The sequence below is a fragment of the Bacteroides sedimenti genome (assembly GCF_040365225.1).
GTDB lineage: Bacteria > Bacteroidota > Bacteroidia > Bacteroidales > Bacteroidaceae > Bacteroides > Bacteroides sedimenti.
Window position 1 is genome coordinate 2160704 of the sequence record NZ_AP028055.1, and the last position, 24848, is coordinate 2185551.

Genomic DNA, 24848 nt, shown 5'->3' on the forward strand with positions numbered 1-24848 from the left:
ACATTCCGCTGTTAATAACCTAATTAATACATATATTTCTATTTTATGAATAAAATAATAAACAAAGAGAATTTCTCAGAGAATGTCTTTAAGCTGGAAATTGAGGCACCGATGATTGCCCGTTCCCGCAAAGCCGGACACTTCGTGATTGTCCGTGTGGGAGAAAAGGGAGAGCGCATGCCGTTGACCATTGCTGGTTCTGACACCAAAAAGGGCACTATCACCCTTGTGGTTCAGAAAGTAGGACTTTCTTCAACCAAACTGTGCAACCTGGAAATTGGAGATTATGTAACCGACGTAGTTGGTCCGTTGGGCCAGGCCACTCACATTGAAAACTTCGGAACAGTAGTATGTGCCGGAGGTGGTGTGGGTATTGCTCCGCTACTTCCAATTGTTCAGGCTCTCAAAGCTGCAGGAAATAGAGTAATCACTGTACTGGCAGGACGCACCAAGGAACTTATCATCCTGGAAAACGAGATGCGCGAAAGCTCCGACGAAGTGATTATCATGACCGATGACGGTTCTTATGGCAAAAAAGGTTTGGTTACAGCCGGTGTAGAGGAAGTTATTCTCCGTGAAAAGGTAGACAAATGCTTTACTATCGGTCCTGCTATAATGATGAAGTTTGTCTCTTTGTTGACTAAGAAATACGAAGTCCCAACAGAAGCTTCCCTGAACACCATTATGGTGGATGGAACCGGAATGTGCGGTGCTTGTCGTGTTACCGTAGGTGGAAAAACCAAATTCGTTTGTGTAGACGGTCCTGAGTTCGATGCTCACCAGGTTGACTTCGATGAAATGATCAGACGTATGGGTGCCTTCAAAGAGGTTGAAAAGGAAGAGGTTAAAAAACTAGGTTCACACTCATGCGAAATCACTAAAAGTCAGCATACAGAAAACCGCAACACTCCTTGGCGCGAAGAGCTTCGCAAAAGCATGAAAGCCAAAGAACGTACCGATATTCCACGCGTTCACATGAACGAGCTGGATCCGGAATACCGCTCTCACAATCGCGAAGAAGTAAACCTGGGGTTAACTCCTGAACAAGCAATGAAGGAAGCAAAACGTTGTCTCGACTGCGTAAACCCTACTTGTATGACCGGCTGTCCGGTAGAAATCAATATCCCTAAGTTTGTTAAGAACATTGAACGCGGAGAGTTCCTCGAAGCTGCTAAAGCCCTGAAGGAAACCAGTGCTCTGCCTGCAGTATGCGGACGCGTATGTCCTCAGGAAAAACAGTGCGAATCTAAATGTATCTATACACTGAAGATGAACAAGGAAGCCGTAGCAATCGGACATCTTGAACGTTTTGCCGCCGATTATGAAAGAGAAAGCGGACAGATTTCCGTTCCGGATATTGACGAAAGCAATGGCATCAAAGTAGCCGTAATCGGTTCGGGCCCTGCCGGACTCTCCTTTGCAGGCGATATGGCCAAGATGGGATATGATGTTACCGTATTCGAAGCGCTGCACGAAATTGGCGGTGTGCTTAAATATGGTATCCCCGAATTCCGTCTGCCTAACACAATTGTCGACGTGGAAGTGGACAACCTTGTGAAGATGGGTGTAAAATTCATCAAAGACTGCATCGTTGGTAAAACCATTACTGTTGAACAGCTGCAGGAAGAAGGCTTTAAAGGTTTCTTCGTAGCATCCGGTGCTGGTTTGCCTAACTTTATGAATATTCCGGGCGAAAACTCTATCAATATCCTTTCATCCAACGAATACCTCACACGTGTCAACCTGATGGATGCTGCCAATCCGGAATCGGATACTCCCGTTTCTTTTGGAAAGAACGTAGCCGTAATTGGTGGTGGAAACACCGCTATGGACTCAGTTCGTACAGCCAAACGTCTGGGTGCTGAAAGAGCTATGATTATCTACCGTCGTTCTGAAGAAGAGATGCCGGCCCGTTTGGAAGAGGTGAAACACGCCAAGGAAGAAGGTGTTGAATTCCTTACTCTGCACAATCCGATTGAATATCTTGCCGATGAACAAGGAAGAGTAAAACAGGTAGTGCTTCAGAAAATGGAGCTCGGAGAACCAGATGCTTCAGGACGTAGAAGCCCGGTTGCTATTCCGGGAGCTACAGAAACAATTGATATCGACCTGGCCATTGTCAGCGTTGGGGTATCTCCCAATCCAATCGTTCCTAGCTCAATCAAAGGTTTGGAAGTAGGAAGAAGAGGAACCATCAATGTGAATGATGATATGCAATCGTCAATCCCCATGATTTTTGCAGGTGGTGATATTGTACGAGGCGGAGCAACTGTAATTCTTGCCATGGGCGACGGCCGCAAAGCAGCTGCAGCAATGGACGAACAGTTCAAGAAAAATGCCAATGCATAAACAAGCATTGCTTCTATAAATAAAAAATGAGGTTGTTCCGTGCTGGGACAACCTCATTTTTGTTATAAGAATCAGTTCATGAAAACAAAATAAACTGCTAAAATCAGACACAATCCAGCCGCCATATGATTCCAGTGCAGGCTTTCACCTTTAAACAGCATGGTAGAAAAAACTGTAAAAACAACAAGAGTAATTACTTCCTGAATAATCTTTAACTGCATTAGACTGAAAGGACCGCCGTTTCCATTAAATCCCAATCTGTTTGCGGGAACCTGACACATATATTCCGCCAGAGCAATACCCCATGAGAAGAGTATAACACCAATCAAAGGCCAGCTGCCAATAACTTTATTTTCTTGCAATTTCAAATGTCCATACCATGCAAAAGTCATGAAGATATTTGATACAACTAAAAGTAATATAGAAAACATTCCTTGCATAACGTAATAACTTATTAGTCTTTATTAAACGCCTTCTTCAGGCAGTAAATCCTTTTGAATATTGTTCATACTGCTCCACAGGCTGTAGCGAGCCTCCGGATTCATTTCCTCGAAAAGCCGAAGCACCTTTTTCATTTCCGAACGATGGGACTGCGTTTCATAGGGACAATTTTTCTTCTGTTCTTTAAACTCGCGTACCTTGGCCAATGCTATTAAATCCACTTCCGGAATAAGACACATGGGACGGATAATCGTCATATCAAACTTCCGCATAACCAGTTTTGGAGGCATGCTGCTAAAAGCACCCTGAAACACCTGATTCATTAGCAATGTCTCCAGGATATCATCCATATGGTGTCCAAGCGCAATCTTATTGCACCCCTGCTCTTTGGCCACAGTGAAGAGTGCTTTCCGCCGGTTCCAGGAGCAGAGGAAGCAGCGCGACTTACGAGTATCGGTCGATTCATCAAAAGAAGTTTCATAGTAAACGAAAGGAACCCCGAAAGATTCCGCATAGCTTTTCAAGTAATCTAAATCTGCCTGATACGGGATATTCTTCATGGCCACATATACGGCCACCACTGAAAAACGCGGTTTAAGAATCTTCGAACGACGAGCCAGCAGCTCCAGCAAAGCCAGCGAATCTTTTCCACCAGAGAGTCCTACCAGAATCTTATCACCATCCTCAATCAGTCTGTACTTCACAGAACCTTTATTGAAGCGCGTTTCTATTCGTTTATAAATCTTTTCTTCTTCTGTAAATTGAGCCATACACTTAAAATTGGGTGCAAAATTACATGAAATAGCAATGAATTATGATGGCAAAAGAATGTTTTAAAGAAGAATTAACATAATAGCCTAAGCGTAATTCGGATAATAAACAAAAACTTAGTAATTTTGAACTTGTAATTAAATAAAACAAGTATGAGAAAGAGACATGTTCTATCCATATTCCTTTGCCTGCTGACTTTAACACTGTCTGCCCAGACTCTTGAAGAGGCAAAAGAACTCTTTAAAAAAGGTCAGTTCGAACAAGCAAAACCCGTATTCCAGAAATATGCCAAAAGCAACCCGACAAACCCGAACTATAATTTCTGGTACGGCGCCTGTTGCTATGAAACCGGAGAAAAGTCCATTGCAGAAAAATACCTGCTGATAGGTGCAAGTAAAAAGATACAGGAAGCTTATCGCTATTTGGGACAACTTTACAGTGAGCAGTACCGTTTTAGCGAAGCGGAAGAAAATTACAACAATTATATTTCCATGCTTGAAAAAAGCAAAAAAACGGCCCCGGAACTAGACAATGTTATGAGGCAAGTGCGATTGGGTGCGCAAATGATTAAGGGAGTTGAGAAGGTTGCCATTATTGACAGTGTAGTGGTTGACAAGAAGAATTTTCTGGATGCCTATAAAATCAGTGAGGAATCAGGAAACCTATATACCTACAACCAATATTTCAAAACCGATGGCGACAATGAAGGTACGGTTTACCAGACAGAACTGGGTAACAAGCTTTATTACGGATACAAGGGAAAGAGTAATCACATGAATATCTATACACGCACCAAGTTGCTGGAACAATGGAGTGATGCAGTTCCTCTTCCTAAAAATATCAATTCGGGTGCAGACGCCAACTATCCTTTTGTGATGTCTGATGGCATCACCACCTATTTTGCGTCTAAAGGCGAAGGCTCGTTAGGTGGGTACGACATTTTTGTGACCCGATATAACAGCGATAACAACAGCTACCTTACTCCCGAAAATGTGGGAATGCCTTTCAACTCCCCTTTCAACGATTACATGTACGTGATTGACGAATACAACAACCTGGGATGGTTTGCTTCCGATCGTTATCAACCTGAAGGTAAGGTTTGCATTTATATCTTTATTCCAAATGAATCCAAGAAAATCTATGATTACGATTCAACAGATAAAGACAAGCTTATTTCACTTGCCAGAATCAGCTCCCTGAAAGATAGCTGGAACGGGAAAAGTGCTGAGGAAAAAGCTGCCAGAGAGCGTCTGACAGCTGTCAGAGAACAGAAACCTGAAGCTAAAGAAAAAAAGGATTTTGAATTTGTTATCAACGATCAGCTCACTTATACCAAAATAGAAGATTTCAACTCTCCTAAAGCTGCCGAGTTGGTTAAGGACTGGCTACAAGCTCTTTCTGATTATGACATGCAGCTAAAAAGATTAGAAAAACAACGCGAATACTTCAACGAATCAAACCAGGAGAAGAGAAAATCACTTGCACCGGGAATTCTTGACCTGGAGAAAAGAGTAGAACAAATCGGAGAGGATATCAAATCACTGGTAATCAATATCCGAAATGAAGAGAATAATTTCCTGAGGAAATAAGGAGATGTATCATATTTTTTATTAAATTTGGCAAAAAACAAAACAAATGGATATACTGATCATCATAGCACTTATTGTTGCAGGGATTATTTTATTCCTGGTCGAGATATTTATCATTCCCGGTATCAGTTTCGCAGGTATAGGTGCATTCGTATGCCTAATCTACGCCAATTATTTTGCCTTTTCCAATCTGGGAAATACAGCTGGATTCATCACCCTGGCAGCATCCACCCTTGCTTGTGTGGCCTCACTGTTCATCTTTATGCGATCGAAAACGCTTGATAAGATTGCTTTGAAAAAAAATATCACCTCGACTGTGGATAATAAGGCCGAGCAGAGCATTAAAGTGGGTGACACCGGCATCGCTTTCACTCGCCTGGCGCTGATTGGTATAGCCGATATCAACGGACACCACGTGGAAGTTCGTTCCATCGACGGATTTATCGACGAGAAGACACCGATCATTGTTTCCCGCATCGATAACGGAAACATCCTTGTGGAGAAACAAACTCAGACTATTTAAAACTTAAAACAATACAAAATTATGAACCCAACATTTCTTACTATGATCCTCATTGGAGGTGGGCTCCTTTTTCTTGTTATTTTTTTCCATTACGTGCCGTTCTTTCTCTGGTTGTCAGCGAAGGTATCGGGAGTGAACATTTCATTGGTGCAACTCTTCCTGATGCGCATCCGTAATGTTCCGCCTTACGTAATAGTACCAGCCATGATCGAGGCGCACAAAGCAGGCCTGAGCAACATCACCCGCGACGAGCTAGAGGCTCACTACCTGGCTGGCGGACATGTAGAGAAAGTTGTGCACGCACTGGTTTCAGCCTCCAAAGCAAACATCGAGCTATCCTTCCAGATGGCTACCGCTATAGACCTTGCCGGACGCGATGTGTTTCAGGCTGTTCAGATGTCTGTAAACCCAAAAGTAATTGACACCCCTCCGGTATATGCTGTGGCAAAAAATGGTATTCAGTTGATAACCAAAGCACGTGTCACAGTCCGTGCAAACATTAAACGCTTGGTGGGTGGAGCCGGAGAAGACACTATTCTGGCACGTGTAGGTGAAGGTATTGTTGCCTCCATCGGTGCGGCCGACAGCCACAAAGATGTGTTGGAACATCCGGACAGCATCTCTAAAGTAGTGTTGCATAAAGGACTCGATGCCGGAACCGCATTCGAAATTCTTTCCATCGACATTGCCGATATTGATATTGGTAAGAACATTGGTGCTGAACTTCAGATTGACCAGGCAAATGCTGATAAGAATATTGCTCAGGCGAAAGCCGAAGAGCGTCGCGCCATGGCAGTAGCTTCCGAACAGGAGATGAAAGCCAAAGCTCAGGAAGCCCGTGCAAAAGTTATCGAAGCCGAAGCCGAAGTACCTAGAGCTATGGCAGAAGCCTTCAGAAGCGGCAATCTGGGCATTATGGATTATTACAAAATGAAAAACATTGAAGCTGACACTTCAATGCGCGAAAATATTGCTAAACCGGCAGTCTCAACTCCAAAGAAACCTTTGACTGAATAAAAAGACGGCCAACAGAATAAGTGTTGCCATGGTTGTACATCAATGTAGCTATGGCAACATTTCTTTTATAGAACCACTAAACGTAAAATGATATGAAGTATTTTGCAGAATCGGAACTTATTATAAACCCTGATGGATCGGTGTTTCATCTGCACCTGAAACCTGAAGAACTGGCAGACAAAGTGATATTGGTAGGCGACCCGGGGCGTGTGGAAACCGTAGCTTCTCATTTTGAAAGCAGAGAGTGCGAAGTGGAAAGCCGCGAGTTCAAAACCATTACCGGCACCTACAAGGGAAAACGAATCACGGTTCTATCCACCGGTATCGGTTGCGATAACATAGATATTGTGGTGAATGAGCTCGACGCACTGGCAAACATTGATTTCACCACCCGCCAGGAGAAAGAGAAATTCCACCAGCTGGAACTGGTACGCATCGGCACCTGTGGAGGGCTGCAACCATATACACCAGTAGGCACTTTTATCTGCTCAGAGAAATCAATCGGTTTCGACGGATTACTCAACTTCTATGCCGGACGTAACGATGTGTGCGACCTCGCCTTCGAAGAGGCGTTCTGCAAACACATGGAGTGGTCTCCCCTGCTTTGCGCACCTTATGTAATTGATGCCAACGCCGAACTGATTTCCCGAATCAATCAGGGAGACATGGTGAACGGGGTGACCATTGCCGCAGGCGGTTTCTTCGGACCACAAGGACGTGAGTTGCGTGTTCCGCTGGCCGATCCCCACCAGAACGAAAAAGTAGAATCATTTGAATACAACGGTTATAGAATCACCAATTTCGAAATGGAAAGCTCGGCACTGGCAGGACTCTCCAGACTGATGGGACATAAGGCAATGACCGTATGCATGGTAATCGCCAATCGACTTATCAAGGAGGCCAACACCGGCTATAAAAACACCATTGATACATTGATAACAACCGTACTCGACAGAATTTAAAAAGATGATAAATCAGGATACAATATGCGCCGTAGCCACCGCACAGGGAGGAGCAATCGGCATTGTCAGGGTCTCCGGCCCCGACGCCATCGATATAACCAGTTCAATCTTTGCACCTATAGATGGAAGAACCAAGCTACAGGGTAAGGAGGCTTATACCCTAACCTTCGGACGAATTTGTAAGGGAGAGGAAGTGATAGACGAAGTGCTTGTCAGCATCTTCCGTGCACCACACTCCTACACCGGCGAAAATGCGACCGAAATCTCCTGCCATGGTTCCTCTTACATCTTGCAACAGGTGATGCAGCTGCTTATTGAAAAGGGCTGTCGTTCGGCACTTCCGGGCGAATTTACCCAACGTGCCTTCCTGAACGGCAAAATGGACCTCAGTCAGGCCGAAGCTGTAGCCGACCTCATTGCCTCCTCTTCCGCTTCCACACATCGCCTGGCCATGAGTCAGATGCGCGGAGGATTCAGCAAGGAGCTTACCGACCTGCGCACTCAGTTGCTCAACTTTGTTTCTTTGGTTGAACTAGAACTCGACTTCAGCGAAGAAGAAGTGGAATTCGCCAACCGAAATGCCCTTTTGAAACTGACTGAAAATATCGAGCGGATAATCACCCGCCTGGCCGACTCGTTCAATGTGGGAAATGCCATTAAGAACGGAATTCCGGTAGCTATAATCGGAGAGACCAATGCCGGGAAGTCTACCCTGCTCAACGTCCTGCTCAACGAAGAAAAAGCCATTGTCAGCGACATTCACGGCACAACTCGTGATGTGATTGAAGATACCATCAACCTAAAAGGCACTCTGTTCCGTTTCATCGACACTGCCGGTATCCGCGAAACACACGATCAGATTGAGAGCATAGGTATTGAACGTACCTTCCGCAAACTCGATCAGGCAGAGATTGTGCTCTGCATGATTGCCGCCACGGATAGTCAGGAGCAAATTCAGAAGTTGTACGAAAAAATACGTCCCAAATGCAAGGGCAAGCAGCTCATCCTGGTGTTCAACAAGAGCGACCTGATTAATGAGGAAGTAAAGAAAGAGCTGGAGCAGCTAGCTGCCCACCACAAAACCCCTCACATCTTCATCTCCGCAAGGAATCGCGAGAACACCGACGAGTTGGAAGAGTTGCTGGTAAAAACTGCCAATCTTCCCACTGTCACCCAGAACGATGTCATCGTGACCAACGTTCGTCACTACGAAGCTCTCACCCGAGCCCAGGAATCCATCCACCGCGTGAAGGAAGGATTGAACAACAACATCTCCGGCGACTTCCTTTCACAGGACATCCGCGAGTGCATGCACTACCTGGGTGAGATTACCGGAACCATCTCCAATGATGAAATACTTGGGAATATATTTGCGCATTTTTGTATTGGGAAATGATTTTTTGTCACTGCAAACAACAGCTATATCAATAAATTGAACATATTATGGCATTGGCTTAAGTAATATAATAATATCCTGTTTTGCTTTATTGCTAAAATAAAGGACTTACGAACAATTTAAAGTGACAATGTGAAGCTTTTAATCTTTAATACACGCCTTTTGCAATTTGTAAATGAATCCATTAACAATTTAGGGCTCGTTCCTATTGAATTATAAATATTTAATTATCAACCATTAACATCACACTTATGGAATCGAGTTGCAACAACTGCTCTATGAGGGCAAAATACGAAAAAAGTCCAAAATCATTAATTGGACGTTTCTGGCGTTGGCATATTAACTTCTGTCCGGGCTGGAAAGGATATTTTTCATCTCTTTCACTTGAACAGCAAGAGGAGTTAAGAAAGAAATATAATTTCAAAAAATATTAGCTATACGCTGCATCCTACCTTATAGTCTTTAAAGATATACTAATGAATTTGAGACGGCCGACCATAATATAATATCCACAAGCAGTATACTCTGATTGAATTTGCTGGTGAAGTGTTTTGGATCTTGCGCAAGAAATGATGAAGATATTGAAAGTAGTTCCAGCTCTAAAAAAATGGAATTTGGAATGAATAAGTTATATAAATATGAAACTATTTGATGACGTATCACTCCGACCATTACAATGGGATGATGCAACAGACATATATAATACGATAGTTGCTCAAAAAGAGTATCTGGGACGTTGGTTGCCTTTTGTAGCCTTTACGGACTCTGTGCAGTTTACACAAGAGTTTGTAGACTCTTCCATGAAAATGGAGGATGAAACTTTCACAATCCGCAAAGACAATAAATTTATCGGCCTTATTGGATTTAAAGCTACTGATAAAGGAAATTGCAAAACAGAAATCGGATATTGGCTATCAAGTGAGTATCAAGGGCAAGGCATAGTAACTCGTGCAGTTGAACAGTTGTGCAAATATGCCTTCGAAAATCTAGGAATAAACCGTATCCAGATAAAGAGTGCTGTTGGTAATACTCAGAGCAGTAATATCCCTAAGCGACTAGGGTTTAGCTTTGAGGGCATAGAACGTGCCGGTGAATTATTTCCTGATGGGAGCTTTGCCGACATTGAAGTTTACAGCATTTTAAAAAAGGAATATACCATTGGCAATAATGGTTGATTATATCGGGTTTGTTATGGAATCAACTAGTGAAATTTCAGAGATTTATACCCCAATCGAATAAAAAATATCGAAAAACGCTTGACTCGTCCCTTAGGGTAACATTTATATTTGCACCATAAACCAAATGCGCACGAAGTTTATGAATACAAAAATGAAGTTTAAAATCGGAGAATTCTCCAAACTTTGCCAAGTTACGGTCAAAACCCTGCGTCACTATGAAGAGGTGGGACTACTGATTCCTATCGAGGTAGATGAGTGGACGGGATACCGCTACTACGATATCTCGCAACTGCGACGTATGAATCGAATTGTATATCTGAAAAGGCTGGGATTTTCGCTCGAAGATATTTTTGATATTTTCGAAGAAAGTCTCCAGATGCCAACCGAAGAGATGATACGCATGAAAATTGCACAATCAGAAAATGAGATTCAGTCTTTGATATGGCGACAAACGGAACTTGTAAAGCTGGAAACAATGCTCCATAAACAAGAGAACATTATGGAAAAAGTATTTGAGAAATCGTTACCATCAAGGGTTTTTGCAACTCACCGTCGTAAAATCGACTCTTATCAAGAGATGTTCAATCTGTGTCCAAATATCATTGGACCAGAGATGAGACGTCTGGGCTGTGAGTGTCCCGAGCCTCAATATTGCTTTACTATTGAACATCAAACGGAGTATGGTAAGGATATTGATATTGAGTATTTTGAAGCAGTTGATAAAAGAGGTGAGGATTCCGAATTGATTAAGTTCAAAGTGTTGCCAGAAGTGCCAGTTGCACTCTGCATTAAACACTATGGTGCCTACGAAAAAATGCCTGAAACCTTTGCTGAGCTTTATTCTTATGCCGAGGCAAACGGATATGAGCCCACGGAACTTGCCCGTTTTAATTATATAGATGGCATCTGGAACAAAGAGTCTGTAGATGAATGGTTGACCGAGATTCAGTTACCTGTCAGAAAATAGCACTCAGAGTTAATAATAACGCCATACTCCACCAAGGGTATGGTGTTAATTCATTTATTTTAAAACTCCTATCGTTTGTTCATGCAAAAATATAACTGAAACTGGATATACAATTGAGCATATATCCAGTTTCGTTTGTTATAGTTATATTATTCCTTAAAATCCAAACTTATGGCACAACACGATAAATGGCGGGTCTTATGCTTCTGTTTCCTGGCCATCTGTCCGGGTATATCGATTGCGCAAAAACCGGATGTACCTTTGCCCGACTCATTGATTACAATAGGTTATGCTACAGGAAAACTGAAAAACGTTTCTGGCTCCGTAGAAAAAATAACAGAGTTACAAATGAATAGGGAACAAGTAACAACTCCCTTGGAAGCGATACGCGGAAAGGTACCAGGGCTGACTGTTCAACGAGAGACAAATGGACCAGCTGCTCTGGATGCTATTCGGTTGCGTGGTACTACTTCATTAACCAGTGGTAATAATCCACTGATTATTGCAGATGGGGTGTTCGGAGATCTGAGCATGATGGCCTCTATTTATCCTACGGATATAGAGAGTTTCACCATTCTGAAAGATGCCTCTGAAACAGCACAATATGGTTCACGTGGGGCATCTGGTGTGATTGTAATAACAACAAAAAAAGGGATCAGCGACAAGACAAGAGTAAACTATAATGGTAGTTTCGGTATTACTTCTGTCTATAAAAACTTAAAAATGCTTTCAGCAGATGAATTCCGGAAAGTATCTATTAACCGAAACATACCCATTCTTGACAAAGGTTTTAATACAGATTTCCAGAAAGAGATCGAGCAAGTTGGACTGCAACAAAATCATCACATTGCTTTCTATGGAGGTACCCAAGCCTCCAGTTACCGTGTTTCTCTAGGCTTCATGAACCGTCAGGGGGTAGTTCTGAATGAAAGAATGAAGAACATTACTTCAAATATGAATATAACGCAGGAGATTTTTGACGGTTTTGTTAAATGCGAACTGGGTATGTTCGGTTCTATTCAGAAGAACCGGAATCTTTTCGATTACCAAAAGACATTCTACTCTGCAGCCACATTCAACCCCACTTTCCCTGACCATAAGAATCCAGAGACGAGTTCGTGGGATGGTATTACAAATGCCAGCCAAATTGTTAATCCGCTTGCCTGGATGGAAGTGAAAGACAATGATGACAATTCTCATATCAGCACTCATGCCCGGCTAACATTTCGTCTGTCCGAAGAATGGAAGCTCGCAGCATTCAGTGCATATACATATAGTATTGTAGAAAACTCACAATATCTTCCCACTTCAGTCTGGGCACATGGACAAGCTTATAAGGGAACACGAAAAATGGAGTCATTGCTTGGAGACATGATGTTAACCTATAAAAAAAACTGGAAAAAACATTTCTTTGATGCTTTGGCTTTGGCTGAACTTCAAAAGGAGACATATACAGGTTTCTACACCACGGTAACAAACTTCAGCACAGATAAATTCGGATACAACAACTTACAGGCAGGAGCAATCCGCTTATGGGAAGGAACAAATTCCTATTACGAAAATCCACGGCTGGTATCGTTTCTGGGACGTTTTAATTACACATTTGCCGACCGCTATATTTTCACAGTCAATACTCGTACAGATGCCTCTTCCAAATTCGGCAGCAATCACAAATGGGGATTTTTTCCTTCTTTTTCGGCAGCCTGGGTCCTGAGCGAAGAGAAATTTATAAAACGCTTGCAAGCTGTTAATAACATGAAGTTTCGTATCGGATATGGCTTGGCAGGAAATCAAAGCGGAATTGATTCGTACACAACATTGAATCTGGTAAAGCCCAACGGGATTATTCCTGTTGGAGTTTCTCCGGTGGTATCACTGGGGGATATTCGAAACACGAATCCGGATTTAAAATGGGAAGTAAAGTACACGTTCAATACGGGTGTTGACATAACTTTATTCAGTAACCGCTTGTTAGTTTCGGCCAACTATTATACGTCGAAGACAAAAGACATGCTTTATCTTTATAATGTAAGTGTACCCCCTTTCACGTATAATACATTATTGGCAAATATCGGTTCCATGCGAAACAGCGGCACAGAAATTGCTATCGGAGCTTCACTATTGAAAGGGAAGGATGTAGAGTTGAACATTAATGCCAATATTGCCTTCCAGCAAAATAAACTGCTGTCTTTGAGTGGATATTACAACGGTGAAGCCATTTCGGCACCTGAATACAAAAGCCTGACAAGTTTGAACGGAGCTGGATTTCATGGAGGATATAACAATATAGTATATCAAATAGTAGGACAACCATTGGGTGTATTCTACTTGCCGCATGCAAAAGGGCTGACAACAAACAACAACGGTGAATCAGTTTACAATATTGTGGACCTAAATGGTGGAGGAGTTAGTCTGGAAGACGGAGAAGACCGATATGTAGCAGGACAAGCAGTACCCAAGGCTTTATTGGGATCAAACATCAGCTTGCGTTACAAACGCTGGGATATCTCGATACAAATTAATGGTGCTTTCGGGCATAAAATATATAATGGTACTTCACTGACTTATATGAATATGAATATTTTCCCGGATTATAACATTATGAAAGAAGCACCACAACGTAACATAAAAGACCAGACAGCAACAGATTACTGGCTGGAACGGGGTGACTATATTAATTTCGATTATCTAACGGTTGGATGGAACATACCTATACAAAAAATAAAGAAGTACATTCAGTCGTTCCGATTGGCATTTACAGTCAATAACCTGGCAACAATCAGTGGATATTCGGGCATTACGCCCATGATTAACAGTTCTACGGTGAATGCCACGCTTGGTATGGACGACAAACGTACCTATCCATTGGCAAGAACTTATACGTTGGGGTTAAGTATTAATTTTTAATGGAGGATTTCATATGAAACGCCAGTCTATTTACATTTTTTCGTGTGCCGTCTTTATAATGCTATCTGCAGCGTGCAACGAAATTTTGGAAGAAAACCCACGTGACAAGCTTCCGGAAGAGGAAGCTTATAAAACACTTGGAGATGTTTATCTAAATGCAGTAGCTTCATTGTACACGTATGTTGGTGGATATAACGACAGTCAGGGATTACAGGGAACAGGGAGGGGTATTTATGATCTGAATACATTCACCACAGACGAGGCTATAATGCCTACTCGTGGAGGAGATTGGTATGACGGCGGTTTCTGGCAAGGGTTGTTTCTGCATAAATGGGGAACTAACAACGATGCTATTCAGGCCACGTGGGAATATCTCTATAAGATGGTGAATCTTTGCAACAAGTCTTTAGAGAAAATAGATCTTTTTGCAGAGACCCATTCAGATGCCGAATTACCGGTTTATAGGGCGGAAGTGCGTGCAATGCGTGCCATGTACTACTATTATCTGATGGACTTGTTTGGAAGAGTTCCGCTGATACTATCTTCTTCAACGCCAATGAAAGATGTAGTCCAGAAAGAACGGAAAGAAATATTTGACTTTGTAGTGAATGAGTTGCAGACAGTTGTCCCATTATTGGCTGCAGAACGGAGCAACCAACCCGGAGATTATTACGGACGTCTCACGCGTCCGGTGGCTTATTTTCTACTGGCTAAATTAGCTTTGAATGCAGAGGTCTATACAGACAACAACTGGACTGATAATTTGCATCCGGACGGAAAATCAATTTACTTTGAAGTAGATGGCAAAAAGCTAAACGCATGGCAAGCAACATCAGCCTATTGCAATATGATTACCGCAATGGGATACAGACTTGAGCCGCAATATCAAAGTAACTTTGCTGTATATAATGAATCATCCGAGGAGAATATTTTCACTATCCCCATGAATAAAACAATGTATACCAACCAGATGCAGTACCTTTTCCGTTCTCGTCATTACAACCATGCCAAAGCTTACGGGCTGGGAGGGGAAAACGGATCGAGTGCAACAATAGAAGTTTTAAATACCTTTGGATATGGTACTGACAATAGCGACCCACGTTTTGACATATGTTATTTTGCAGGAATCGTACATGACCTGAAAGGAAACGTTATTAAACTTGATAACGGTTCAGCATTGGAATATTTCCCATGGAAAGTACTTCTGGATGTATCGAATACACCTTACGAAAAAACAGCTGGAGCACGCATGAAAAAGTATGAGGTAGATTTGACAGCTACGAAAGACGGCAAACTGATGGAAAATGACATTGTTCTATTCCGCTATGCGGATGTGCTGCTGATGAAGAGCGAGGCTGAAGTACGTAACAATGAAAACGGAGATACTGAACTAAATGAAGTACGCAGTCGGGTTGGTAGCCCTGCTCGAAAAGCAACATTAGAGAATCTGCTTGCCGAAAGACAGTTGGAATTAGCTTGGGAAGGTTGGAGACGACAAGACCTGATACGTTTCGGGAAGTTTACAAGAGCATATAGCAGTCGCCCGCAACTTCCAGGTGAAGAAAATGGTTATACTACCGTATTCCCTATCCCTGAAAAAGTTATAAGAATGAACCTGCAACTATTGCAGAACAGCGGGTATTGACTCTATTATTATCCTATTTCTTGTACCGTACTGTACTGCATGAAATGAATGTAAAATTGTTATAAACTCAGCGCTAATAAAGAGTTCTTAAAGAAGAAAAAAATGGGGCTATCCAAAAGTAGGATAGCCCCATTTATGATATCTATCGTAGTCTCTTAAAACTTACGAGAATTCAGGTTCTTGTCAACCAACATGCCATCAATAACTTTCAGGTCGAACTTCACTTTGTGCTTAGCCTTGAATTTCAGAACTACCAAATCGACTGTTCCTTCTATTGCTTCCTTATTGCCGATGTTGACGAATGTAGGATAGAGCGATTTCGATCCATTGGTATGAAGTCTGTCATAGGTCAGGTTCTCCATGTTCTTTATGTTCAACGGCTGTACTCCCACAAATTCGTAATCTTTTTGGCTATATGGTAAAGCAAAACTCAGTGCATTTACAGATTTCAGGTTTGTACCTTGTACACGGACTTCAATAATTTCGTCCTTGTTGTACATCTGTTTGGCAGTGCTTATCGTAATGCTTCCGTCCACCTTCGCAATCTGTTTATCGGCAGAACCATCTTCAAGCTGAGTTGCCACAACAGAAATGTCATAAGCATCAATCAGATTATTCTTATTGATATCGCCATTGCTGATATAACCCTCAAAATCGGAGTCACCTCTTCTCAGACCAGTATAGTTAGTATAAGATGTCAGGTCGTTGCCATCAATCTTACCATCATTATTGATATCCCCCTGCAGATAGCTTGCTGTTCCAGGCACCTTGAATACATACAATTCTCTTCCCGAACCATAGTTACCCACACCTTCGGTAACAGCCAGTTTAATGTAACGAGCGGTAGGTTTACCATTGAAATTGAACACTTTCACATCACCGTTGCGTTTCCAATCGAATGCACCGGCTTCCGTCCAGTTTTCCTTGTCCATGCTATAATAAACAGTTCCTTTCAGCATGGTTCCGTTGCCTCCGTCAGTGCGTGACAAGTAGTGGAACTTATCGAGCTGGTTCACAGTTCTCAGGTCAATAATCATGTCAAACGGCAAAGCATTCACTCTGTACTTCGTATGCCACATATCGCCCTTTTCAGCAAAGTCGAACAAGCGATCTATTTCAAACCCTTCCTGAGTTTGAGCAGTAGTTTCACCCACAATTCCGTGTATAGCAAATTCCAGCGGATTAGATTTGGTCTTTGCACTACATTCAGTCCAGTCAGAGTATCCGTCCTTGTTTACGGCACGTACTTTGAATGAATAAGTTGTTTCGGCTGACAATTCGTCGAACAGCAATTCAGTATCCTTGATAGTGGTATACAGCATGTCGTTAAACTGAATTTCATAGTAATCAGCGTTTGCAACCTTATCCCATGTTGGTTTCAGGGTATATGCTTCGGTATTTTCAGCTGAAATCTTTGCTTGAGGAGCAGTCAATGTACCTGTAGTGATTCGGTATCTGTCAGCTGGTTCAAACACAAATCCTGCAATATTCACTACTGTTTGAGCCGCAGTTATATCAGTTGCAGCTAGTTTCACCAATACCTGAGGATTCTTGGTAATAACAACTTTCTCGAATTCACTTCCTTTTGTTGCAAACTTGTTCAGATTAGGAGCAGCATCATAGAAGAAAACATTCTCTCCCTTCATGAACTCGTCCATCGAGTTCGCTTCTTTCAGCTTAACACTCTTGTTTCCAATTCTGGCCGAAATCTTCTTCGGTTTTGCTGTTACATTAATTTTAAGTTCCGTTGCTTTCTCTTTCACAAAACCAGTGAAGTCACCCATTGCAGGCTGAATAGTCAAGGTCACATTGTTTTTCTTATCAACAGTTGATTCGATTTTCGTTGTAACCCCTTTACCCAGTCTGTACTCCTCGGAAATACCATCGTCATCGTACTCAGTGAACGAACTGTTTCCATACGGATAGATTTCGTAAACACGAAGAGCTTTATTTATTTCGGATACATTGTTGTTAGGATTAGTCATCGGGATTATCGCTCCGTTCTTCACAAACAAAGGCAGTTTCCAAAGAGGTGATGCAAAGTTGTTGATCACACGGTTACCTTCATATTTTTCTCCAGTGAAATAATCAACCCATGATCCTTCGGGCAGATAAATACCATTGCGGATATCATTGCCCTTAGCATCCGACTTCGTTTCCTGATAGATAGGTGCAACCAGAAAATCGGGTCCGTACATGTACTGATATTGTGTAGCTGTTCCCTTTGTATAGGCATTAGGATAATCCAAGAACATGGCTCTGATTATCGGCATTCCGTCTACCGCTTGTTTTGCAATGCTGTAAGTATATGGCAGTAGTTCCGATTTCAATTTCAAATACCAGCGATTGATAGATGTTGCAGGTTCGCCCAAGGCATGAGGGTATTTCTCGTTCGAACCCCATCCATCCATATTAAGTTCCATCGGAGTGAATGTCTTCCATTGAAAGTCTCTAGTGTTAATAACAAGATTCTTGCCACCGAAGATACCGTCCATATCCGAGGTTATATTTGGCTGACCGGACAGTCCCGAGCCAATATATGTTGGGATGTGAAAACGAATATATTCCCATACACCTCCGGTTTGGTCACCTGACCATACTCCGGCATAACGCTGCGTTCCGGCCCAACCATCCAGAGAGATGATGAACGGACGTGCATTATCACCATAGTAAGGCATAATGTGTCCTACATCAGCAACACCGTTTAGTCCAAAAGAATATCCTGCTCCCACCCATGCCACGTCTGTCTTTAACACACGTACACCGGCATCACGCACCTCTTTCACAATGTCTCTTTGCAGCAAAGCGCTTACATCGGCTTTCGGATGAAGGTCAGACTGTGTCCATAAACCAATTTCCACCCCATTTTTACGGGCATAATCACCCAGACTTTTCAGATTCTGGATATTGCCATCCAATGTTTCAGTCTGTCCGTATCCTGCCCCGTACCCGTCATTCGGCAAAATCCAGCCCAATGGCATATCGTGATTCTTGTAACGATCAATCACAGCACGAGCAGAGAACTGATAGTTGTTCTTTTCTCCGTTCAGTGACTCCTTGATTCCGCCATTATCCTTCTGACTCTCTTTGTATCGTTTTCCGTCTTCAAAAAGAATTCCTTTTTCATCTTCTTTCCAGAAGTCACGGTTGTAGGCATTCAAATGTCCTTGATAGAAACCAAATTTAGGCAACAGTATTGGATTCCCAGTTAACTGATAAAAGTCATTCAACAGCGCCACCGCACCATCGTTTATCATGAAAAACATGTCCAGATAGTTAGAGTCATGAGACAACTTCACCTTTCCCTTTTCCGATGCACCAAAGTCGTACTTACCTTGATTAAAGGTATACCCCATTACTCCATATCCGTTGGTTGACCAATAAAAAGGAGTTGGAGAAGCAACTCCACCATCCGTCCAGCTGTTCTGGTTCTCAATAGCAATTGCTTTTCCCTTATGCGAGAATCTTCCGTTCTGCACGCCACCTCCATAAAAATATTCCTGAGGATTTTCCTTTAAAGTCAGAACAGTTTTATCCTTTTCAAAAAGCACAGGTTCAACCTCTTCCAGAACAACAGCATTAGTCACCAGATTAACTACCTTCATCAGTCGAGTTTTCTTGTTTATCTGAAGATTAATTTTCCCGGTAGTGATAGAAATAAGATCGCTTCCATCATTCAGATTGAGTGTTGAGAGAGATTTTCTTGGGTTATTCACTAATATTTGCGCTTCCGGTTTCGCTTCCGGATCACGGATTACACCACCTTGATTATCCTGAAACACTCTGAAAATGTTCTCTCCATAAAAATCAAAGGTCATTCTCTGATTGTCAGATAACAACACCTCAATCGTGGTCGGATTAATCTTTTTCGCACTGATAATCTTCAGGCTTTGTTGCGTTATCTCTCTGACGCTTTCTGCTCTTTGTCCAGCCAGAATAGGCGAAGACGAAAATATCAGAGGCAAAGCGAGTCCAAGCAAAACAGCTCTTCTTCGATGGCAATTGCCAATCAAGTTTTTCATGTTTATTTATTTAATATTTTAATTAAAGATGCTTTATTTTACAAATAAATATATAATGTACAAAAATAGAGAAAAGCATTCATAAAAACGAAAATCGTGCAAAAAATATAATCACAATTGTAATATATTGTAAGAAAGGCCTATGCATCTAATAAAAGAATATTCATTTTACCACAGATGGACCAGAAAAACAAAAGAACTCAAGTCTTACAGACTAAACTAAATATATGTAGAATCATATATAATGAATCTACTACAAAAAATTCCAGCTTAATATAAAAATCAGAAACAAAGAAAACGGTATACTTAAAAAGAAGGCTCCCCAACAAGAACTCAAAAAGATTTGTTATATTTGTTAGCAAAGCAATTTCATTGAACTATCTTAGATGAAATTCCCTATTCAGGAAATACAATTAAAAAGGAACAATGATGGATATGCATGATTTAACTGCCGATAAGAGAGAATTACAGGAACGCTACCTTTCACTTAAGAAAGAGTACGCCGAACTCTTCATCAAAAAGCATGAAATGCAGACCTATGAAGAAAATGCCTTAACTGCTCTTTATCTTAGCACCATTGGAGAAAAGCAACACGAGATATTCTACCTACGGACCCAAATTGCAGCACTGAAACTTAAAATAGAACTGATCCAGTCTTATATAAACCGTAATGAAAAACCAGAGCTAAAAAACGTAGATCAGGAAATACGGTCACGATTTGCGGACTTCCAGAAAAAGTTAGAGGATGATGCCCGTCAATTGGTTGCAGCAAAAGAATTTCTTAAAACCTCACACTTTTCACAGGAAGAGTTCCGGGAAGTAAAAGACACTTACCGGATTATTGTCAAGAGATTGCATCCAGACTTAAACCCAAATCTCTCTGAATACGAAAGTGATCTTTTTATAAAAGCACAAGCTGCATATCATCTTTGTAACCTCACTATATTAAGAGAAATACTATTAACGTTAGATTTAAGACAAGACTCTATAGCCACATTAACAGATTCATCCGAACTGTGCGAAATATCGGAAAAGCTGGAAAAGAATGTAATACAGCTGCGTAAACAAATTGAAGAAATGGAGCAGAGCTTTCCATTTATCTACCGGGACGAACTTAAAAACCAGGAATGGGTATTCAATACTCAGAAGAAACTAGATGAGGATATAATTGAGCTCAACAAGGAAAAGGAAAAACAAACTCTATATCTGAAAGTTATTGAAGAGTGGAAACCAGGACTAACTAATTAGTTTCGATTACTTATTTAAGAGATGCAAACCGACTGAAAATATTATATATAAAGATGTAAGAAGTAATACTAATAATAAAAGGTAACTTCAAAGAATATAACAATGTAAGGCACTGGGTTAATCAAATTTAATAACCTCGGTTGGACAATTTTCTGCAGCAAGCTTTATGGCAAGCTCGAATTGACAGAAATCAACGTCTTCTTTCACCAACATTTTGCCAGGGACCTCAAAAACCTGTGGACATATTGCTGCACATCCACCGCAACAAAGACATTCATTCTCACTCTCATCCAACCACACATCATTTATTGACATACCTATTGATTTAAAATTAATTATATATAGCCTTACCTCATCCATTAGAAAACAAATTGTTCCTAATAAGGTTCAAAGCCGAGGATAGAGAAAAAAGTTAAATTCATCTAGCATATAGTTTGAAGTATATCCCAGAATTTCATTCATCAAAGAGTCAGGATCTTGAGGTTTGAATCATTCCTAATCTGATCCATTTTAGCATTATAATGAATGCTGAACAAACTTTAAATGAGTGGCAGGTATGATGTTCAACATTCTCTGAGTAGAGCATGCGGTTATGGCATATATCAAAAAAGTCCCGACCATGTTTCCATGACCGGGACTCGGATAAAACGGCGGCTACCTACTCTCCCACTGTTACGCAGTACCATCGGCGTGATCAGGCTTAACTTCTCTGTTCGGAATGGGAAGAGGTGGAACCCTGATGCTATAGCCACCTTAATATTTTTAAAGATCTTACTCTCTATTAAGATAACACAATGCAAAAGCAATAAAGAAGCCCTTTTATCAATAAAAGAGCAAAACATATAGCCAACCATACAAAGGCTCGAAGAAAGTGTACGGGCAATTAGTACTGCTCGGCTTTGACATTACTGTCTTTACACCTGCAGCCTATCAACGTTGTCGTCTTCAACGACCCTAAGAAATCTAATCTTGTGGCTGGCTTCGTACTTAGATGCTTTCAGCACTTATCCAATCCCGACTTAGATACCCGGCGATGCACCTGGCGGCACAACCGGTAAACCAGCGGTCAGTCCAACACGGTCCTCTCGTACTAGTGTCAGAGCCACGCAAATTTCATACGCCCACGATAGATAGAGACCGAACTGTCTCACGACGTTCTGAACCCAGCTCGCGTGCCACTTTAATGGGCGAACAGCCCAACCCTTGGGACCTTCTCCAGCCCCAGGATGTGACGAGCCGACATCGAGGTGCCAAACCGCTCCGTCGATATGAGCTCTTGGGAGCGATCAGCCTGTTATCCCCGGAGTACCTTTTATCCTTTGAGCGATGTCCCTTCCATACGGAAACACCGGATCACTATGCTCTAGTTTCCTACCTGATCGACTTGTCGGTCTCCCAGTCAAGCACCCTTATGCCATTACACTCTGCGGACGGTTACCAATCGTCCTGAGGGTACCTTTAGAAGCCTCCGTTACACTTTTGGAGGCGACCACCCCAGTCAAACTACCCACCAAACAGTGTCCTCGTAACCACGAGTTAGAACTCAAATAATCAAAGGGCCGTATTTCAACAGCGGCTCCACAAACACTGGCGTGCCTGCTTCAAAGCCTCCGGCCTATCCTACACATCAATTACCCAAATTCAATGTTAAGCTATAGTAAAGGTTCACGGGGTCTTTTCGTCCCATCGCGGGTAATCGGCATCTTCACCGATACTACAATTTCACTGAGCTCACGGTTGAGACAGTGTCCAGATCATTACACCATTCGTGCAGGTCGGAACTTACCCGACAAGGAATTTCGCTACCTTAGGACCGTTATAGTTACGGCCGCCGTTTACTGGGGCTTCAATTCAACGCTTCTCTTGCGATGACATCTCCTCTTAACCTTCCAGCACCGGGCAGGTGTCAGGCTATATACGTGATCTTTCAATTTTGCATAGCCCTGTGTTTTTGTTAAACAGTTGCCTGGACCTATTCTCTGCGCCCTCATTGCTGAGGGACCCTTTATCCCGAAGTTACAGGGTCAATTTGCCTAGTTCCTTAACCGTGATTCACTCAAGCGCCTTAGTATATTCAACCCGACTACGTGTGTCCGTTTACGGTACGGGTACCTTAAGGATTAAGTTTAGCGGATTTTCTCGGGAGTATGCTTACATGCACTATCCAATCACCACAAGGGCTCTCGGTACTATCAGGTTCGACTAGTCTTCCGGATTTGCCTGGAAATCTAATATCTACACCCTTCAACCAGCTATTCCGTCAGCTGGCGGCACTGTCACGCCTCCGTCTCCACGTCACTCCTTAAGGTAGTAAGGGAATATTAACCCTTTCTGCCATCGGCTTCGCCATTCGGCTACACCTTAGGACCCGACTAACCCTGATCCGATTAGCGTTGATCAGGAAACCTTAGTCTTTCGGCGAGGGGGTTTCTCACCCCCTTTATCGTTACTTATACCTACATTTGCTTTTCCACACGCTCCAGCAGAGCTCACGCTCCACATTCAACGCTGAGTGGAATGCTCCCCTACCAACCATTACTGGTTCCATAGCTTCGGTAAATTGCTTATGCCCGATTATTATCCACGCCAAACTCCTCGACTAGTGAGCTGTTACGCACTCTTTAAATGAATGGCTGCTTCCAAGCCAACATCCTAGCTGTCTTAGCAATCTGACTTCGTTAGTTCAACTGAGCAATTATTTCGGGACCTTAGCTGATGGTCTGGATTCTTCTCCTCTCGGGCACGGACCTTAGCACCCATGCCCTCACTCCTGATATTAAACTAATGCGCATTCGGAGTTTATCAAGACTTGATAGGCGGCGAAGCCCTCGCATCTTATCAGTCGCTCTACCTCACATTAGTAATTATCAAGGCTGCACCTAAATGCATTTCGGGGAGTACGAGCTATCTCCAAGTTTGATTAGCCTTTCACCCCCACCCACAGTTCATCCGGAAGCTTTTCAACGCTTATCGGTTCGGTCCTCCAGTTAGTGTTACCTAACCTTCAACCTGACCATGGGTAGATCACTTGGTTTCGCGTCTACTACCACTGACTAAAAACGCCCTATTAAGACTCGCTTTCGCTTCGGCTGCAAAACTTAGTTTCTTAACCTTGCCAGTGACAGTAACTCGTAGGTTCATTATGCAAAAGGCACGCCGTCACAGCTAAAAGCTGCTCCGACCGCTTGTAGGCGCATGGTTTCAGGGACTATTTCACTCTTCTATTCGAAGTGCTTTTCACCTTTCCTTCACAGTACTGGTTCACTATCGGTCTCTCGGGAGTATTTAGCCTTACCGGATGGTCCCGGCAGATTCACGCAGAATTCCTCGTGCTCCGCGCTACTCAGGATACCACTATGGTATACATTAGATTCATGTACGCAACTATCATGCTCTATGGTGACACTTTCCAGAGTCTTCCATTCTCTAATGTAAGTCCAACAACGTGGTCCTACAACCCCATAAATGCCGTAACATCTATGGTTTGGGCTAATCCGCGTTCGCTCGCCACTACTTACGGAATCATTCATTTATTTTCTTCTCCTACAGGTACTAAGATGTTTCAGTTCCCTGCGTTCGCCTCCATCTATGATGGATAATATCCCTTCAGGATATTGGGTTGTCCCATTCGGAAATCTTCGGATCAATGGTTATTTGCACCTACCCGAAGCTTATCGCAGCTTATCACGTCCTTCATCGCCTCCGAGAGCCAAGGCATCCGCCATGCGCCCTTGCTTACTTTCTTCAAACAAACCGGCATTCACATTGCTGATCATGCCGCGTATGGTTCGATATATACTTTCAGCTCTTTTTTTCTCAAAAAAGTTACTTCT

At 42.4% G+C, this 24848-nt stretch carries 15 protein-coding genes and 2 rRNA genes; 11 read left to right on the plus strand and 6 right to left on the minus strand.

The annotated features are described in order from the left end of the window. Positions 1-45: 45 nt before the first annotated feature. Positions 46-2349, plus strand: a complete 2304-nt coding sequence (locus tag ABWU87_RS08650; protein WP_353329918.1) for a bifunctional dihydroorotate dehydrogenase B NAD binding subunit/NADPH-dependent glutamate synthase — start codon at positions 46-48, stop codon at positions 2347-2349. A gap of 71 nt (positions 2350-2420) precedes the next feature. Here the strand turns inward: ABWU87_RS08650 and ABWU87_RS08655 are convergent, their stop codons facing one another. Both ABWU87_RS08655 and ABWU87_RS08660 read right to left on the minus strand, forming a co-directional pair. Next, complete coding sequence (locus ABWU87_RS08655; protein ID WP_353329920.1) at positions 2421-2789, minus strand: DMT family protein; 369 nt, start codon at positions 2787-2789, stop codon at positions 2421-2423. A gap of 24 nt (positions 2790-2813) precedes the next feature. Beyond that, the gene (locus ABWU87_RS08660; protein WP_353329922.1) at positions 2814-3560 is read right to left on the minus strand and encodes an ATP-binding protein; all 747 of its coding nucleotides are present in this window, start codon (positions 3558-3560) and stop codon (positions 2814-2816) included. Between the two features lie 153 nt (positions 3561-3713). Here ABWU87_RS08660 and ABWU87_RS08665 point away from each other — a divergent pair, with 153 nt between their 5' ends. The 9 genes from ABWU87_RS08665 (at position 3714) to ABWU87_RS08705 (ending at position 15745) form a co-directional block, all read left to right on the plus strand. Continuing rightward, on the plus strand, positions 3714-5150 hold the full coding sequence (locus tag ABWU87_RS08665; RefSeq protein WP_353329924.1) for a hypothetical protein: 1437 nt from the start codon (positions 3714-3716) through the stop codon (positions 5148-5150). Between the two features lie 46 nt (positions 5151-5196). Next, positions 5197-5673, plus strand: coding sequence for an NfeD family protein (locus tag ABWU87_RS08670; RefSeq protein WP_353329926.1), 477 nt, complete (start codon positions 5197-5199; stop codon positions 5671-5673). Between the two features lie 21 nt (positions 5674-5694). After that, positions 5695-6690: a flotillin-like protein FloA gene (gene floA, locus ABWU87_RS08675; RefSeq protein ID WP_353329928.1), complete on the plus strand. Its 996-nt coding sequence runs from the start codon at positions 5695-5697 to the stop codon at positions 6688-6690. Between the two features lie 92 nt (positions 6691-6782). Continuing rightward, complete coding sequence (locus tag ABWU87_RS08680) at positions 6783-7652, plus strand: nucleoside phosphorylase (protein WP_353329929.1); 870 nt, start codon at positions 6783-6785, stop codon at positions 7650-7652. Positions 7653-7659: 7 nt separating this feature from the next. Further along, positions 7660-9048, plus strand: a complete 1389-nt coding sequence (gene mnmE, locus ABWU87_RS08685) for a tRNA uridine-5-carboxymethylaminomethyl(34) synthesis GTPase MnmE (RefSeq protein ID WP_353334441.1) — start codon at positions 7660-7662, stop codon at positions 9046-9048. A 638-nt stretch (positions 9049-9686) separates the two neighbouring features. Beyond that, entirely contained in the window at positions 9687-10223 is a 537-nt protein-coding gene (locus ABWU87_RS08690; RefSeq protein ID WP_353329931.1) for a GNAT family N-acetyltransferase, read from the plus strand. Between the two features lie 142 nt (positions 10224-10365). Next, positions 10366-11193 carry a MerR family transcriptional regulator gene (locus ABWU87_RS08695; RefSeq protein WP_353329932.1) on the plus strand — a complete coding sequence of 276 codons (828 nt, stop codon included), beginning with the start codon at positions 10366-10368 and terminating at the stop codon, positions 11191-11193. Between the two features lie 171 nt (positions 11194-11364). Continuing rightward, on the plus strand, positions 11365-14100 hold the full coding sequence (locus tag ABWU87_RS08700) for a SusC/RagA family TonB-linked outer membrane protein (protein ID WP_353329934.1): 2736 nt from the start codon (positions 11365-11367) through the stop codon (positions 14098-14100). Positions 14101-14158: 58 nt separating this feature from the next. Further along, positions 14159-15745, plus strand: coding sequence for a RagB/SusD family nutrient uptake outer membrane protein (locus tag ABWU87_RS08705; protein ID WP_434533921.1), 1587 nt, complete (start codon positions 14159-14161; stop codon positions 15743-15745). Positions 15746-15900: 155 nt separating this feature from the next. Here ABWU87_RS08705 and ABWU87_RS08710 read toward each other — a convergent pair whose 3' ends face one another. Then, positions 15901-19767 carry a TIM-barrel domain-containing protein gene (locus tag ABWU87_RS08710; protein WP_353329937.1) on the minus strand — a complete coding sequence of 1289 codons (3867 nt, stop codon included), beginning with the start codon at positions 19765-19767 and terminating at the stop codon, positions 15901-15903. Positions 19768-20193: 426 nt separating this feature from the next. Between ABWU87_RS08710 and ABWU87_RS08715 the strand changes: the two genes are divergently transcribed. Then, a complete protein-coding gene (locus ABWU87_RS08715) occupies positions 20194-21015 on the plus strand; it encodes a hypothetical protein (protein ID WP_353329939.1) in 822 nt (273 codons plus the stop codon). 117 nt (positions 21016-21132) lie between these two features. On the opposite strand, the gene ABWU87_RS08720 is transcribed toward ABWU87_RS08715, so the two are convergent. The 3 genes from ABWU87_RS08720 to ABWU87_RS08730 form a co-directional block, all read right to left on the minus strand. Beyond that, on the minus strand, positions 21133-21375 hold the full coding sequence (locus ABWU87_RS08720) for a ferredoxin (protein WP_353329941.1): 243 nt from the start codon (positions 21373-21375) through the stop codon (positions 21133-21135). Positions 21376-21660: 285 nt separating this feature from the next. Further along, positions 21661-21771 (minus strand): 5S ribosomal RNA (gene rrf / locus ABWU87_RS08725). Between the two features lie 107 nt (positions 21772-21878). Then, a 23S ribosomal RNA gene (locus ABWU87_RS08730) occupies positions 21879-24760 on the minus strand. Positions 24761-24848: the final 88 nt, after the last annotated feature.